13 protein-coding genes and 1 riboswitch are annotated in these 16,052 nt (G+C 68.4%); of the genes, 4 read left to right on the top strand and 9 right to left on the bottom strand.

What is annotated here, in order from left to right; translation table 11 throughout:
• Positions 1-28: 28 nt before the first annotated feature.
• From OG266_RS14480 to OG266_RS14450, 7 genes are all read right to left on the bottom strand, one after another.
• Positions 29-2,470 (bottom strand): ribonucleoside-diphosphate reductase subunit alpha, encoded by a 2,442-nt coding sequence (locus tag OG266_RS14480; RefSeq protein WP_371546020.1) that lies wholly within the window; start codon positions 2,468-2,470, stop codon positions 29-31.
• A gap of 150 nt (positions 2,471-2,620) precedes the next feature.
• Positions 2,621-2,713, bottom strand: a riboswitch (cobalamin riboswitch).
• An 87-nt stretch (positions 2,714-2,800) separates the two neighbouring features.
• Positions 2,801-3,304 carry a GNAT family N-acetyltransferase gene (locus tag OG266_RS14475; RefSeq protein WP_371546019.1) on the bottom strand — a complete coding sequence of 168 codons (504 nt, stop codon included), beginning with the start codon at positions 3,302-3,304 and terminating at the stop codon, positions 2,801-2,803.
• A gap of 563 nt (positions 3,305-3,867) precedes the next feature.
• Positions 3,868-5,478, bottom strand: a complete 1,611-nt coding sequence (mctP, locus tag OG266_RS14470) for a monocarboxylate uptake permease MctP (RefSeq protein ID WP_371546018.1) — start codon at positions 5,476-5,478, stop codon at positions 3,868-3,870.
• Positions 5,475-5,729 carry a DUF3311 domain-containing protein gene (locus OG266_RS14465; RefSeq protein WP_371546017.1) on the bottom strand — a complete coding sequence of 85 codons (255 nt, stop codon included), beginning with the start codon at positions 5,727-5,729 and terminating at the stop codon, positions 5,475-5,477. Before OG266_RS14465 ends, mctP begins: the two co-directional genes overlap by 4 nt.
• A gap of 129 nt (positions 5,730-5,858) precedes the next feature.
• Positions 5,859-6,059: a YbdD/YjiX family protein gene (locus OG266_RS14460; RefSeq protein ID WP_266454501.1), complete on the bottom strand. Its 201-nt coding sequence runs from the start codon at positions 6,057-6,059 to the stop codon at positions 5,859-5,861.
• Complete coding sequence (locus OG266_RS14455; protein ID WP_266454500.1) at positions 6,031-8,169, bottom strand: carbon starvation CstA family protein; 2,139 nt, start codon at positions 8,167-8,169, stop codon at positions 6,031-6,033. The genes OG266_RS14460 and OG266_RS14455 overlap by 29 nt, the downstream gene beginning before the upstream one ends.
• 114 nt (positions 8,170-8,283) lie before the next feature.
• The gene (locus OG266_RS14450; protein WP_266454498.1) at positions 8,284-9,048 is read right to left on the bottom strand and encodes a GntR family transcriptional regulator; all 765 of its coding nucleotides are present in this window, start codon (positions 9,046-9,048) and stop codon (positions 8,284-8,286) included.
• A gap of 405 nt (positions 9,049-9,453) precedes the next feature.
• Here OG266_RS14450 and OG266_RS14445 point away from each other — a divergent pair, with 405 nt between their 5' ends.
• The 4 genes from OG266_RS14445 to OG266_RS14430 all read left to right on the top strand — a co-directional run bounded on the left by OG266_RS14445 (position 9,454) and on the right by OG266_RS14430 (position 14,168).
• Entirely contained in the window at positions 9,454-10,731 is a 1,278-nt protein-coding gene (locus tag OG266_RS14445; RefSeq protein ID WP_371546015.1) for an extracellular solute-binding protein, read from the top strand.
• Positions 10,732-10,815: 84 nt separating this feature from the next.
• Positions 10,816-11,805, top strand: coding sequence for a carbohydrate ABC transporter permease (locus OG266_RS14440; protein ID WP_266454495.1), 990 nt, complete (start codon positions 10,816-10,818; stop codon positions 11,803-11,805).
• Positions 11,802-12,632 (top strand): carbohydrate ABC transporter permease, encoded by an 831-nt coding sequence (locus tag OG266_RS14435; RefSeq protein ID WP_266454493.1) that lies wholly within the window; start codon positions 11,802-11,804, stop codon positions 12,630-12,632. The genes OG266_RS14440 and OG266_RS14435 overlap by 4 nt, the downstream gene beginning before the upstream one ends.
• 9 nt (positions 12,633-12,641) lie before the next feature.
• A complete protein-coding gene (locus OG266_RS14430) occupies positions 12,642-14,168 on the top strand; it encodes a glycoside hydrolase family 3 protein (RefSeq protein WP_371546014.1) in 1,527 nt (508 codons plus the stop codon).
• Positions 14,169-14,344: 176 nt separating this feature from the next.
• On the opposite strand, the gene nagB is transcribed toward OG266_RS14430, so the two are convergent.
• Positions 14,345-15,130 (bottom strand): glucosamine-6-phosphate deaminase, encoded by a 786-nt coding sequence (gene nagB / locus OG266_RS14425; RefSeq protein ID WP_266454489.1) that lies wholly within the window; start codon positions 15,128-15,130, stop codon positions 14,345-14,347.
• A gap of 137 nt (positions 15,131-15,267) precedes the next feature.
• Complete coding sequence (locus tag OG266_RS14420; RefSeq protein WP_371546013.1) at positions 15,268-16,020, bottom strand: SDR family oxidoreductase; 753 nt, start codon at positions 16,018-16,020, stop codon at positions 15,268-15,270.
• Between the last annotated feature and the right edge of the window lie 32 nt (positions 16,021-16,052).

Here is a 16,052-nt window from a genome sequence, read left to right as displayed (position 1 = left end):
GGGTCGAGAAGATTCTTCTGGGGGGTACTCACTGGCAGGCCTCGCAGGACTCGGGGTTCTCAAGGGAGCAGGCGACGGCGTCTTCGTCGGCGGTCGCCTGTACGGGGATGGTCTTTTCGGGCTGTGCCTGCGCCTGTGCCGCGCGGGCGATGCGGGTCGCCGGGCGGGAGCGCAGGTAGTACGTCGTCTTCAGGCCCGACTTCCAGGCGTAGGAGTACATCGAGGAGAGCTTGCCGATGGTCGGCGTCTCCAGGAAGAGGTTCAGGGACTGGGCCTGGTCGAGGAACGGGGTGCGGGCGGCGGCCATGTCGATCAGGCCGCGCTGCGGGATCTCCCATGCCGTGCGGTACAGGTCGCGGACATCCTGGGGAACCCAAGTGAAGCCTTGCACCGAGCCGTTGGACTCGCGCAGCGCCTCCCTCGTCTGCGCGTCCCACACGCCGAGCGCCTTCAGCTCGGCCACCAGGTAGGAGTTGACCTGGAGGAACTCGCCCGAAAGCGTCTCGCGCTTGAACAGGTTCGACACCTGCGGCTCGATGCACTCGTAGACGCCCGCGATCGACGCGATCGTGGCGGTGGGCGCGATGGCGAGGAGGAGCGAGTTGCGCATGCCGGTCGAGGCGATACGTTCCCGCAGGGCCGCCCAGCGCTCCGGCCAGGTGAGCTCGGTGTCGTAGTGGTCCGGGTGCAGCACGCCGCGGGCCGTACGGGTCTTCTCCCAGGCGGGGAGCGGGCCGTTGCGCTCGGCGAGGTCCGCGGAGGCCTCGTACGCGGCGAGCATGACGCGCTCGGCGATGCGGGTGGAGAGTGCCTTGGCCTCCGGCGAGTCGAAGGGGACGCGCAGCTTGAAGAAGACGTCCTGGAGGCCCATCGCGCCCAGGCCCACCGGGCGCCACTTCGCGTTCGAGCGGCCCGCCTGCTCGGTCGGGTAGAAGTTGATGTCGACCACGCGGTCCAGGAAGGTGACGGCGGTGCGGACGGTCTCGTCGAGGCGCTCCCAGTCGATGTCGCCGGCCGCCGTGTCGACGAACGCGCCGAGGTTCACCGAGCCCAGGTTGCAGACCGCCGTCTCGCCGTCGTCCGTGACCTCCAGGATCTCCGTGCAGAGGTTGGAGGAGTGGACGGTGTGGCCCGGCTCCGCCGTCTGGTTGGCGGTGCGGTTGGCGGCGTCCTTGAAGGTCATCCAGCCGTTGCCGGTCTGCGCGAGGGTGCGCATCATGCGGCCGTACAGGTCGCGGGCCGGGATGGTCTTCTTGGCGAGGCCCGCCTCCTCCGCCTTGCGGTACGCCGCGTCGAACTCGTCGCCCCACAGGTCGACCAGATCGGGGACGTCGGAGGGGGAGAACAGGGACCAGATGGCGTCCTCGTTCACCCGGCGCATGAACTCGTCCGGGATCCAGTGCGCGAGGTTCAGGTTGTGCGTACGGCGGGCGTCCTCACCGGTGTTGTCGCGCAGCTCCAGGAACTCCTCGATGTCGGAGTGCCAGGTCTCCAGGTAGACCGCGGCCGCGCCCTTGCGCCGGCCGCCCTGGTTCACCGCGGCGACCGAGGCGTCGAGGGTCTTCAGGAACGGGACGATGCCGTTGGAGTGCCCGTTCGTACCGCGGATCAGTGAACCGCGGGAGCGGATACGGGAGTACGACAGGCCGATGCCGCCCGCGTGCTTCGAGAGGCGCGCGACCTGGTGGTACCGGTCGTAGATGGAGTCCAGCTCGTCCAGCGGGGAGTCGAGGAGGTAGCAGGACGACATCTGGGGGTGGCGCGTACCGGAGTTGAAGAGGGTGGGGGAGGAGGGGAGGTAGTCGAGGCGGCTCATGAGCCGGTAGAGCGCCTCGACTTCGGTGAGGGCGCGCGTGGTGTCGTCCTCCGCCAGGCCGGACGCCACTCGGAGCATGAAGTGCTGGGGGGTCTCGATGACCCTGCGGGTGATCGGGTGGCGGAGGAGGTAGCGGCTGTGCAGGGTGCGCAGGCCGAAGTAGCCGAAGCGGTCGTCGGCCCCCTCGGCGGCGGAGGCGGCGATCAGTGCGTCGAGGCGGGGCGTGTGCAGGCGTACGAACTCCGCGGTGCGGTCCGCGATCAGGCCCTCGCGGTGGCCGACCGTGACCGATTCGGAGAAGGACCGCACGCCCTGTGAGGCCGCCTCCTCCGCGATGCTGATCGTCAGCAGACGGGCGGCCAGCTTCGAGTAGGCCGGGTCCTCGGAGATCAGGCCCGCCGCGGCCTCGGTGGCCAGCTCGCGCAACTCCGCGTCGTCCGCGCGGGCGGAGCGGCCGCGCAGCGCGGCGGCGGCCACCCTGCCGGGGTCGGCGTCGGGGAGGTCTGCGGTGAGGTCGGTCAGGGTCCGCAGCAGCGCGGCACCGGCACCGGGGCCTGCACCGGGGCCTGCACCGGGGCCTGCACCGGGGTCGGCCGTCGTGACCGGGTCCTGCTGCGTAAGGGCTGCGGCCGGATCGGCTGGCGCGATGGTCACGTGGGGGCTCTCCCTCGCTCGGCACGGGGCCTGTGGGAACGGGGGAGCGGGCGCACGCTTTTGGCAGCGGTGCGCCGCGTCCACCGGCCCATTCCGCGAGGCCCGGACGTCGTCGGCACCCGGGCCGGACGGCCGGGCGCGCTGTCGGCAGGTCCTCGGACTGGCCACGTGCGCGGTCGTGCGGGGCACGGGTGCGCATGAGTACACCGTTGCGGGACAGTTCCGGATTCGCACCGGATTCCCCTGCGGCGACAGCGAGCACGAGCATACATCTAGTGCCGGGTTGCGGTGGCACCCCCACATGTTGTGTCGTGTCGGCTTCTCAGGGTGTCAGAGGGGCAACTCGTAGGTGAGCAGCATGATGTCGAGGTGGGGGATCGGGTTCCAGTCGCGGTGGGGGGTGCGGGTGAAGCCGAGGCGTTCGTAGATGCGGTGGGCGGCGTGCATGGTTCGCTGGGTGGAGAGCACGATGCGGGCGCAGTCGTCGGTGGTGCGGGCGCGGTCCGTGCAGGCGCGGACGAGTGTCTCTCCGGCTCCTCGGCCGCGGGCGTCGGGGGCGACCGCGAGCATGCGGATCTCTGCCTCGCCGGGGCGGGCGATGTCGGCCATGGGGCCGCCGGCCGGTACGAAGGTGACACCGCCGAGTATCTGGTCGCCTTCGACGGCGACCAGAACTTCGGCCGCGGCGGCCCGCTTGGCGACGTCTCGCAGCTCGGTGAGGTATTCGTCGCTCTCCCCGAAGTCGAGCAGGCCGTCGCCGAGGTAGGCCTGTGCGGTGAGTTCGCCGACGGTCTCGTATTCGTGGGGCTGCGCCCGTCTGATGACCATGTCCATGGGAGCAGTGTGCCGCCGCCGGACATTCGTCGTGGGTCGGGGCCGTACCGGAGCATCCGTCCTCGGTCTGGCGCGGAATCGGTTGCTCACCAACGTGCCGGTGTTGACGCGCCAGCCGCTGCGGGCGGACGTTCCGGCACGTCCCCTTCGGTGATCTGGCGGGTGCGGGTGCGTGGGGGCTTGCCTCAGCCTGTCGGGTCTTGGCCCGTCTGGCGTTCGGGGGCGCGGTGGGGGCTGCGCTTTCAGCGCGGGCCAGGTATCTCCAGCCCGTCCGGCGTTTGAGGGTGGGGTGGTGCCGTCCCCCGATGCCCCGCCCGCCCGTGGCGGCTGCGTCTTCCAGCGCGGGCTAGGTGCCTCCAGCCCGTCCGGCGTTCGAGGGCGAGGCGATGCCGTCCCGATCCCCCACCCACCCGGCCGGGGGAGATCTTTCAGCCCGTCCGGCGTTTGAGGACGAGCGCGTCAGCGCGATGCGGGGGTCTGGGGGCGGCAGCCCCCAGGAAGCAAGGGACGGGTAGGGGCGGAGGGGGCGAAAAAAACCGCCTTCCCCCAGCCCCCACCGGTACCTAGTGAGTCGCCCCCGCCGTCGCCGGCGGGAGTTCTACCTGTACGCCCTTGTCGCCGGCGTCTGCCGTGTAGTCCTCGGGGGACGTTTCGTCGATGCCGTCGGGGGCGTTGACGGCTCGGAAGGCGAAGGTGAGGACGATGGTTACTACGGCGTTCAGGATGAACGCTGTGAGGCCGATGTAGCCGATCTCGCCGATGCCGGGGATTTCCTTGGCGCTGCCGCCGAAGTGTTTCTGGGTGGGGGAGGCTACGCCGTACGCGGCGAGGGTGCCGTAGAGCATGCCCACGGCCCAGCCGGTGAGCAGCGCCCAGCGGTGGAACCAGCGGGTGAAGAGGCCGCCGACCAGGGCCGGGAAGGTCTGGAGGATCCAGATGCCGCCCAGGAGCTGGAAGTTGATGGCGACCGTCTTGTCCATGGTGAGGACGAAGGCGAGGGCGCCGACCTTCACGAGGAGGGAGACCAGTTTGGAGATCTTCGTCTCCTGGGCGGGGGTCGCGTCCGGGTTGATGAAGTCCTTGTAGATGTTGCGGGTGAAGAGGTTCGCGGCCGCGATGGACATGATGGCGGCCGGGACCAGGGCGCCGATGCCGATCGCCGCGAAGGCCACGCCGGCGAACCAGGCCGGGAACATGGTCTCGAAGAGCTGGGGGATGGCCAGTTGGCCGTTCTCCACCTTGACGCCGGCCGCGATCGCCATGAAGCCGAGCAGGGCCAGGAGGCCCAGCATGAGTGAGTACAGGGGGAGGATCGTGGTGTTGCGGCGGATCACCTCGCGGCTGCGGGAGGAGAGCGTCGCGGTGATCGAGTGCGGGTACATGAACAGGGCCAGGGCTGAGCCCAGGGCGAGGGTGGCGTACGTCCATTGCCCGGCTTCGGCCGGGACGATTCCACCGGCGCCCGCTGCGGTGTACTTGTCGTTCGCCGCCTTGAAGATCTCGTCGAAACCGCCCAGCTTGATCGGGATGTAGATGATGGCCACCGCGATCACGATGTAGATCAGGGTGTCCTTCACGAACGCGATCAGGGCGGGCGCTCGCAGGCCCGAGGAGTAGGTGTACGCCGCCAGTACGCCGAAGGCGATGAGGAGGGGGAGGTCCTTGATGAACCAGTTGGTGTTCTCGCCGCCGCCTACGCCCATGACGTCCAGGACCGCCTGGATTCCTACCAGTTGGAGTGCGATGTAGGGCATTGTCGCGAGGATGCCGGTCACGGCTACGGCGAGGGACAAGCCCTTCGAGCCGAAGCGACCTCGTACGAAGTCCGACGTTGTCACGTAGCCGTGCTTGTGCGACACCGACCAGAGGCGGGGGAGGAACGTGAAGATCAGGGGGTAGACGAGGATCGTGTACGGCACGGCGAAGAAGCCGGCCGCGCCTGCCGCGTAGATCGCGGCCGGTACGGCTACGAAGGTGTAAGCCGTGTACAGGTCGCCGCCCAGCAGGAACCAGGTGACCCAGGTGCCGAACGAACGGCCGCCCAGGCCCCATTCGTCGAGGCTCTGCTCGTCCGACGCCCTGCGCCAGCGCGCGGCCAGGAAGCCCATGACCGTGACGGCCAGGAAGAAGAAGATGAAGACGGCGAGTGCCACGCCGTTCACGCCGTCGTTCATGCTCCGGCACCCCCCTTGCGGGCGCGCTGGTCACGCTGCCACAGCTTGTACGCGGTCATCGTGAGGGCGGTCGAGATGAGCACCCACAGCATCTGGTACCAGTAGAAGAACGGGATGCCGATGAAGGTCGGGTCCGTCTTCGCATACGAACCGACCCACAGCATCGTCACGAACGGGGCCAGCAGGCAGAGAGCGATCACTGCCCGGACCGGTGTGACCACCGTTGGCTTCACTTCAGGCACATCTGACATATGGCGACTCCGTCCCCTCACTGATCACCTGTGTAACGCGCAGGCAATCTAGGCGACGGAGTCACACAAGCGGAACCCCTGTCCGTATATCGGTCTGCAAACGGCTGCCGAATGTGTGTATTTGAGTCCTCAGCAGCAGCGGAAGCCTTGCCGGGGGTCCTTCTCCTGGCGGTTCGTTCGCATCCGCTCGAACTCGCGCCGGGAGGGTGTGGGGGTGTGGGGGTGGTTCGCTCCGGCGTGCGCGACATAGCGGTCGTACGCGGATTCGTCCGTCAACTCCCTTACGTACCAGCGCACTCCGTCAATGGCTTTGCGTAGCGCCGACCGCATCGAGTTCCTCTGCTTTCTCTTCCTTGGTCGGGATCAGTCCGGCCGGGGCGATGATCTTCGATTCCACGTACGGCGTCTCGGTCAAGGTGGAGAGCGCGGGACGGCGAATGTGACGGATGCAGACCCGGGTCGCGTCCGCGATCACTACGACGACGAGGATGGCGAGGACCGCTGTGAGGACGCCGTCCACCGTGGAGTTGGTGACGACCGTGTGCATGTCGTCCATGGTCTTGGCGGGCGCGAGGACCTCGCCCCTGTCGATGCCGTCCTGGTACACCGAGCGCTGCTTGAAGAAGCCCACTCGCGGATTGCTGGAGAAGACCTTCTGCCAGCTGGCGGTGAGGGTGACGACCGCGTCCCAGATCAGCGGAATCCCGGTTACCCAGGCCCACTTGAGGCGTCCGGACTTCACCAGGAGTGTCGTGCAGACCGCCAGGGCCACCGCGGCCAGCAGCTGGTTGGAGATGCCGAAGATCGGGAACAGCTGGTTGATGCCGCCGAGTGGTTCGTGGACGCCGACCCAGAGGAAGTAGCCCCACAGGGCGCACACGATGGCGCTGGTGATGAGGAGCCCGGGCTTCCAACTCACCGTCTTGAAGGGCCGGTAGACGTTGCCCAGCATGTCCTGGAGCATGAACCGGCCCACGCGCGTGCCGGCGTCCAGGGCGGTCAGGATGAACAGCGCCTCGAACATGATCGCGAAGTGGTACCAGAAGGCCCGCAGGCTCCCGCCCGTGACCTGGGAGAAGATCTCCGAGACGCCCAGGGCGAGGGTGGGTGCGCCTCCGGTGCGGGAAAGGAGGGTTGCTTCTTCTACCTGTTCGGCCGCCTTCGCCAGGTCCGCGGGCGAGATGGTGTAGCCGAAGCTCGCGACTGCTTGGGACGCGGATTCGACTGTGGTGCCGATGACTCCGGACGGCGCGTTCATCGCGAAGTACAGGCCCGGGTCGATGATGCAGGCCGCGACCATCGCCATCACGGCGACCGACGACTCCATGAGCATGGAGCCGTAGCCGATCATCCGGATCTGCGTTTCCTTCTGGATCATCTTCGGCGTCGTGCCGCTCGAGATGAGCGAGTGGAAGCCGGAGAGGGCGCCGCAGGCGATGGTGATGAACACGAACGGGAAGAGCGAGCCCGCGAAGACCGGGCCGTTGCCCTGGGAGGCGAAGTCCGTGACCGGGTCCATCTTGAGTGTCGGCAGCGCGATGACCACGCCCAGGGCGAGCAGTGCGATCGTGCCGATCTTCATGAAGGTGGAGAGGTAGTCGCGGGGGGCGAGCAGCATCCACACGGGGAGGATCGAGGCGATGAAGCCGTACGCCACCATCCAGATGACCAGCGTGGAGGGGGCGAGGGTGAAGGTGTCGGCCCAGGAGGATTCGGCGACCCAGCGGCCCGCGATCAGCGCGAGCAGCAGCAACGCGACGCCGATCAGCGACACTTCGGAGACCCGGCCCGGGCGCAACACCCGCAGGTAGAAGCCCATCAGCAGCGCGATCGGGATGGTCATCGCGATGGAGAAGGTGCCCCACGGCGACTGCGCGAGCGCGTTGACGATGACCAGGGCGAGTACGCCGAGCAGGATGATCATGATGGCGAAGGTGGCGACCAGCGCGGCGGCCCCGCCGAACGGGCCGATCTCCTCGCGGGCCATCTGGCCCAGCGAACGGCCGTCGCGGCGCGTGGAGAAGAACAGGACGACCATGTCCTGGACCGCGCCCGCGAAGATCACGCCGACGATGATCCAGATGGTGCCGGGCAAGTAGCCCATCTGCGCGGCCAGTACGGGTCCGACGAGCGGGCCCGCGCCCGCGATCGCCGCGAAGTGGTGGCCCAGCAGCACGCGCCGGTCGGTCGGATGGAAGTCGATGCCGTCGTTCAGCCGCTCCGCAGGGGTCGCCCGGGTCTTGTCGAGCTTGAGCACCTTGTAGGCGATGAACTTCGAGTAGAAGCGATAGGCGATGGCGTACGAGCCGAGCGCGGCGGCGACCATCCAGGCGGCCGACACCTCCTCGCCCCGCGACAGCGCGAGTACGGACCAGCCCGCGGCGCTCACCAGCGCGACGAGGGTCCAGATGACGATGGATCGAGTGTTCGCGGTGCGCACCGGGTCGTCCTCCCGTCCATGCGATGACGGGAGGACCGTAGAACAGGAAGAGGAGCAGCGCTACACCTCTTGCACCACGCCAATTGGTTTATTTCCGGGGGTGGTTGATATCGGTTACTCCTGCGGGCGCTTCAGTCGCGCGACGAACTTGTACCGGTCTCCCCGGTACACCGACCGCACCCACTCGACGGGCTCGCCCTGCCGGTCGATCGAGTGGCGGGAGAGCATCAGCATGGGCAGGCCGACGTCGGTGCCGAGCAGGCCGGCCTCGCGCGGGGTGGCCAGCGAGGTCTCGATGGTCTCCTCGGCCTCGGCGAGGTGGACGTCGTACACCTCGGCGAGCGCGGTGTAGAGCGAGGTGTACTTGACGAGTGACCTGCGCAGGGCGGGGAACCTCTTCGCCGACAGGTGGGTCGTCTCGATCGCCATCGGCTCGCCGCTCGCGAGGCGCAGTCGCTCGATGCGCAGGATCCGGCCGCCGGCGGTGATGTCGAGCAGGCCGGCGAGGGTCTCGTCGGCGGTGATGTAGCCGATGTCCAGGAGCTGCGAGGTGGGTTCGAGGCCCTGGGCCCGCATGTCCTCGGTGTACGAGGTGAGTTGGAGCGCCTGGGAGACCTTCGGCTTGGCGACGAAGGTGCCCTTGCCCTGGATGCGCTCGAGGCGGCCCTCGACGACCAGCTCCTGAAGGGCCTGGCGCACGGTCGTGCGGGAGGTGTCGAACTCGGCCGCCAGCGTGCGCTCGGGCGGCACCGGGGTGCCCGGCGGGAGCGTCTCCGTCATGTCGAGCAGGTGCTTCTTCAGGCGGTAGTACTTGGGCACGCGCGCGGTACGGATGGGGGCGCCACCCTCGTTCTCCGCACTGCTGACGTCGGTGCTCATGCTCTGCCTTCCCGGCTCCGGGTGCCGAAGCGACCGACATACCCGATCGGCCACGGCTCACATCGTGGCACGGCTTGCCGTGCGAGTGTCCCCCCGCACGCTCCGTGATCCCCTCTATATACCGTCGGCGTTCCTGGTTGGTCTAGTCCACCGCGCGGGTACCGGCCGCGTGCGTACGCGAACGGGGCTGCCTGTTATGCCGCTTACCTACTTAAAGGTCTCTGCATATGTCGGTCCCATAACGTCCGACTGGGCGGGCTTACACACCCTTGACACCCCTCTAGGTCTAGGCCAAGCTCCCCGTACTGGTCTACACCATTGGTCCAGGTCCCAGCCCCACGGGCAGTACTCGGCGTGTGTCACGCGGTGGGCAGGGGGGATTGTGGCATCCCTGAGGAGGATGGCGTGAAGCGCAAGCTGATAGCCGCGATCGGTATCGCGGGCATGATGGTTTCCATCGTGGCGTGTGGGGGAGACGACGGCGACAGTGGCGACAAGGCCGCTGCCGACGGTTTCAAGGGCGAGACCCTGACTGTCTGGGCGATGGACGGCTCGACGCCTCCCGGCTGGACCAAGGACCTGACGGCGGCCTTCGAGAAGCAGACCGGCGCCACGCTGAAGTTCGAGACGCAGCAGTGGAACGGCATCCAGCAGAAGATCACCACGGCGCTCTCCGAGGAGAACCCGCCGGACGTCCTTGAGGTCGGCAACACCCAGACCCCCGCCTACGCGGCCACCGGCGGTCTCGCCGACCTGAGTGACCTCAAGTCGGAGATCGGCACCGACTGGACCGAGGCCCTCAACGCCTCCTCCGTCTTCGACGGCAAGCAGTACGCGGCCCCGTGGTACTTCGCCAACCGCGTCGTCATCTACAACAAGAAGGTCTGGGCCGACGCCGGCATCACGGACACCCCGAAGACCCGCGACGAGTTCTTCAAGGACCTCGAGGCGATCGAGAGCAAGACCGACGCCGAGCCGATCTACCTGCCCGGCCAGAACTGGTACTTCTTCGACGGCCTGACCATCGGTCAGGGTGCCGACCTGGTCAAGAAGGACGGCGACAAGTACGTCTCCAACCTGGCGGACCCGAAGGTCACCGCGGCCATGGAGCTCTACAAGAAGTACCAGGCCTTCTCCAAGGCCCCCAAGGACAAGGACGAGGCGACCCCGCAGCAGGCCGAGGTCTTCGCCAAGGGCAACGTCGGCGCCTTCATCGGCATGGGCTGGGAGGCCGGCACGGCCATCACCGCCAACAAGGCCATCGAGAAGGACATCGGCTACTTCACCATCCCGGGTGAGACGGCCGACAAGCCCGAGGGTGTCTTCCTCGGTGGCTCCAACTTCGCGGTCGCCGCGGGCAGCAAGAAGCAGGAGCTCGCCCAGGAGTTCCTGAAGCTGGCCCTGTCCGACAAGTTCGAGGGCGCGCTCGCCAAGGAGAACGGCGTCATCCCGAACAAGGAGTCGCTGCAGTCCAACCTCACGGCCAACCCCGCTGCGGTGGCTGCCGCCCCGGCCGCGGCCTTCGGTGGCACCACGCCGCTGATCCCCGAGTGGGCCGCCGTGGAGAACGACCCGAACCCGATCAAGTCCTACATGACCGCCGTGCTGAACGGTAAGTCGCCCGCCGAGGCGGCCGCACAGGTCGAGGACGAGATCAACAAGCGTCTCTCGCAGACGAGCTGATCGCCCGCGCACCGGGGCGCCTCCCATCGGGGGCGCCCCGGCGCCGTGGTGCATGACCAGTAGGGCCACAGAGAGATGGCGAGCATGTCAGTGCAGACCGAACGCACGGACGCGGTCCCGGCGGCCGGGATCAGCAAGACCGATGCACCCCCTCCGGGAGAGGGACAGAACCGGACGGGTAAGCGAGGCGGCGCGTCCGCCCCCTATCTGCTCCTGCTGCCCGCGTTGGCGGCCACCGTGGTCTTCCTCGGCTGGCCCCTGGTGAAGAACGGCCTGCTGTCGTTCCAGAACCTCAACCCGCGGCAGTTGATCCTCCACCTGACCGAGTGGAACGGGATCGACAACTACCAAGAGGTCCTGTCCGGCTCCGAATTCTGGAAGGTCGTCGCACGGACGGTCGTCTTCACCGCCGTCAACGTCGTCCTCATCATGGTGCTCGGCACCCTCATCGGCCTGCTCCTGGCCCGGCTCGGCAAGCGCATGCGGCTGACGCTGCTGCTCGGCCTGGTCCTTGCCTGGGCGATGCCCATGCTCGCGGCCACCACCGTCTACCAGTGGCTCTTCGCCCAGCGCTTCGGCGTCGTCAACTGGATCCTGGACAAGCTCGGCTGGCACTCCATGGCCGACTACAACTGGTTCGGCACCCAGTTCTCCACCTTCTCCGTGGTCACCCTGCTGATCGTCTGGCAGTCCATCCCCTTCGTGGCGATCAACCTCTACGCCGCGACGACCACGATCCCCAAGGAGCTGTACGAGGCCGCCTCGCTGGACGGCGCCGGCGCCTGGACGTCCTTCACCTCGGTGACCTTCCCGTTCCTGCGGCCGTTCCTGTGGGCGACGACGTTCCTCGAGATCATCTGGGTCTTCAAGTCGTTCGCACAGCTCTTCGCGATCAACAGGGGCGGCCCCGACCGGCTCACCGAGACCCTGCCGGTCTACGCCTTCGTCGAGGGCGTCGGCAACCAGCACTTCGGCATGGGTGCGGCGATCTCGTTCCTCACCATCCTGACCCTGCTGGCCCTGACCGCGTACTACCTGCGCACCGTTATCAAGCAGGAGGAGGACGAACTGTGAAGCGTTCCCTGATCAGTCGTGTGTGGCCCAACGCGACGGCGCTCGTCCTCTTCGCGATCTGCGCGTTCCCCGTGTACTGGATGTTCGCCACGGCCTTCAAGCCGACCGGCGACATCATCTCCGAGGACCCCGTCTTCTTCCCGACCGACGCGACCCTCGAGCACTTCAAGACGGCCATGGACGCGGACCACTTCTGGACCCTGGTCGGCAACTCCCTGACGGTCACGGTGCTTTCGGTGCTGATGTCGCTCGTCATCGCGCTGCTCGCGTCCTTCGCGCTCGCACGCATGCGGTTCAAGGGGCGGCGCGGCTTCATCCTCACCTTCATGATCGCGCAGATGGCCCCCTGGGAGGTCATGGTCATCGCGATCTACATGATCGTGCGCGACGCCGACCTGCTGAACAGCCTGGTCTCGCTGACCTTCTTCTACATGATCATGGTGCTGCCCTTCACCATCCTGACGCTGCGCGGGTACGTCGCCGCAGTGCCGAAGGAGCTGGAGGAGTCGGCCATGGTCGACGGCTGCACCCGCACCCAGGCCTTCATAAAGGTGATCTTCCCGCTGCTCGCGCCCGGCCTGATGGCCACCTCGCTCTTCGGGTTCATCACCGCCTGGAACGAGTTCCCCCTGGTCCTCATTCTCAACAAGGACATCGAGTCCCAGACCCTCCCGCTGTGGCTGTCCAGCTTCCGGACGGTCTTCGGGGACGACTGGGGGGCCACGATGGCGGCGTCCTCGCTCTTCGCCATACCGATCCTGATCCTCTTCGTCTTCCTTCAGCGCAAGGCCGTCAGCGGTCTCACCTCAGGCGCTGTGAAGGGATAACGCCGCACGATGACGACAATCGCCAGTGGTACGGACACACTCACGCGCGATGCGCTGACCGTCCTCCAGCCCGGCTTCACAGGGACCACGGCCCCCGACTGGCTGCTCCGCCGCCTGGGGGAGGGCCTGGCCTCGGTCGGCCTGTTCGGCCGCAACATCGCCTCACCCGACCAACTCGCCGCCCTGACCGCCCAGTTGCGTGCCGAACGGGACGACGTGCTCGTCGCCATCGACGAGGAGGGCGGCGACGTCACCCGACTCGAGGTGCGCACCGGCTCCTCCTTCCCCGGCAATCACGCGCTGGGGGCGGTGGACGATGTCGTGTTGACACGTGACGTCGCCTTCGAGCTCGGCCGCCGCCTGGCCGCGTGCGGGGTGAACCTCAACTGGGCACCGTCGGCGGACGTGAACTCGAACCCGGACAACCCCGTGATCGGCGTACGTTCCTTCGGCGCCGACACCGACCTGGTGGCCCGGCACACGGCCGCCTACGTCACCGGCCTCCAGGCGGCGGGTGTCGCGGCCTGCACCAAGCACTTCCCCGGGCACGGTGACACGGCGGTCGACTCGCACCACGCGCTGCCGCGCATCGACGCCGACCTGTCGGTGCTCGACGCCCGCGAACTCGCCCCGTTCCGGGCCGCGATCGCCGCGGGCACACGTGCGGTGATGAGTGCGCACATCCTGGTCCCGGCGCTGGATCCCGACCTCCCGGCCACCCTCTCCCGGCGCATCCTCACCGGTCTGCTCCGCGAGGAACTCGGCTACGACGGGCTCATCGTCACCGACGGCATGGAGATGCAGGCCATCGCCGCGGTCTACGGCATCGAACGCGGCAGCGTCCTCGCCATCGCCGCCGGAGCCGACGCGATCTGCGTCGGCGGGGGCCTGGCGGACGACGACACCGTACGTCTCCTGCGCGACGCCCTCGTCTCGGCGGTCCGCACCGGCGAACTCCCCGAGGAACGCCTCGCGGACGCGGCGGCACGCGTACGGGCGCTGGCCCAATGGACCGCCTCCGCGGCTCGCGGGGCCTCGTCGGGTTCCGCCGAGTCGGGGGCGGCCGGTGACCCGGAGGGACACCGCGAGGTCGGACTCGTCGCCGCCCGCCGCGCGTTGACGGTGACGCACGCCGAGGCGTACGTCCCGATCACCGACGCGCCGTACGTCGCCGCCCTCACCCCCGTCGCGAACATCGCCGTCGGCGAAGAAACCCCCTGGGGCGTGGCCGCGGAACTCACCCGCCTGCTCCCCGGCACGGAGACCGGCAGCTTCACGGGCGAGGACGCCGGCACGGTGGCCCTCTCCGTCGCGGGCCCCCGCCGCATCGTCGCCGTCGTCCGCGACGAACACCGCCACCCCTGGATGGCGACGGCCCTCGACGCTCTCCTCGCCGCCCGCCCCGACACGATCGTGGTCGAAATGGGCGTACCTCAGGCCCCGCCGCGAGGCGCCCTCCACATCGCCACGCACGGAGCCGCAAGCGTGTGCGGCCGGGCGGCGGCCGAGGTCATCGCGGGGGAGCAGCGGGAGTAGCTGGAGCAGGCTGAGCAACTGGAGTCAGGGGACCAGCGGGGGGACGGGGTAGGGGAGTGACCTCCTACCCCGTATGCACGAAGAATGCCGGGCCGACCACAGGGGGGCGGCCCGGCATTCTTCGTGCAACTGCGTTCGTGCGGCATGCGTCCGTGCGGCCTGCGGCCGGGCAGGTGCTAAATGCCCTGCCAGTCCGGCTTGTTGGCGAACGTGTGCCGGAAGTAGTCCGCGAGCTTCAGCTTGGACGCGGCCGCCTCGTCCACGACGACGGTGGCGTGCCGGTGGAGCTGGAGCGCCGAGGCCGGGCACACCGCGGCGACCGGACCCTCCACGGTCGCGGCGACCGCGTCCGCCTTGCCCTCGCCCGTCGCGAGCAGCACCAGGTGCCGCGCCTCGAGAATCGTGCCGATGCCCTGCGTGATGACGTGGTGCGGCACCTGCTCGATGTCGCCCTCGAAGAACCGCGCGTTGTCGACCCGGGTCTGCTCGGTCAGTGTCTTGATCCGGGTCCGTGAGGCGAGTGAGGAGCACGGCTCGTTGAACCCGATGTGCCCGTCGGTCCCGATCCCCAGCAGCTGGAGATCGACCCCGCCGGCCGAGGCCAGTGCCGCGTCGTACGCCTCGCACGCGGCCCGCACGTCCTTGGCGGTGCCGTCCGGTCCCAGGAAGGCGTCCAGGCCCAGCCCGAGCGGTTCGAGCACCTCCCGGCGCAGCACCGACCGGTACGACTCGGGATGCTCGGCGGGCAGCCCCACGTACTCGTCGAGTTGTGCGATCCGCGCCCGCGAGACGTCCACCGCATTGGCGCCCGCCTTGGCCGCCAGCGCCTGGTAAATGGGCAGCGGGGTCGAGCCGGTCGCCACGCCGAGCAGGGCGTCGGGCTTGCGTCGGAGCAGCTCCGCCATGGCCTCGGCGATCAGCTCGCCGCCCGCCTTGGCGTCCGGGACGATGACAACTTCCACGCTGGGCCTGCCGATCTGGAGAGAAGAGAAGGGGACTCAACTGGGACCCGGAGGGGACACGTATGGTTTAGACCAATCTAACAGAGTTGCCTCCGAGGAGCCCGTGGGGCCGCCTTCCTTCAGAGCGACGCGCAGCCCTAGGTGAGCGAACCCCCGGTCGCGTCCACCCAGCTCCCCGTCACCCACCGCCCGGCGTCCGAGGCCAGGAACGCCACCACGTCCGCCACCGCCGCCGGTGTCCCCACCTGGCCCAGTGCCGATATCGCCGCGGCCTGCGCCCATGCCTCGTCGCTCGCGCGCAGGAACCCGGCGTTGCTTTCGGTGTCGATGATGCCCGGCGCCACCGAGTTCACCGTGATGCCCCGGGGGCCGAGGACCTTGGACAGGTCCCGGGTGAAGACATCCAGGGCGCCCTTCGTCATCGCGTACGCCATCTTGTCCGGCATCACCGCGGTCCGCGCGAGCCCCGAAGAGATGTTGATGACCCGCCCGCCGTCGCGCAGCCGGCCGAGGCCGTGCTTGACGATGAAGTGGGGCGCCTTCACGTTCACCGCGAAGACCCTGTCGTACTCCTGCTCGTCGATCTCGCCGAGCGCCCGTGACGTGCCTATCCCGGCGTTGTTCACCAGGATGTCCACGCCGTCCGCGTGCCGGTCGAAGGCCTCCCAGAGGGCCTCGGCGTCGCCCGGCCGCCCGAGCTCCACCCCGATCGTGAACGCCGATCCGCCGGCCGCCTCGATCGCGGCGACCGTCTGCTTCGCGGCTGTCTCATCGCTGCCGTAGTGCACGGCCACCCGCGCGCCGTCACCGCCCAGCCGCTCGGCGATGGCCCGCCCGATGCCCCTGCTCCCGCCCGTGACCAGTGCCGTCCTGCCCGTGAGCACACTCATGCCGACGCCCCCTTCGCATTTCACTAGTGGTC

It is taken from the genome of Streptomyces sp. NBC_00554, from assembly GCF_041431135.1.
Taxonomy (GTDB): Bacteria; Actinomycetota; Actinomycetes; order Streptomycetales; family Streptomycetaceae; genus Streptomyces.
Note: the sequence above shows the minus strand (reverse complement) of the source record. Positions and strands in the feature narration are given on the sequence as shown.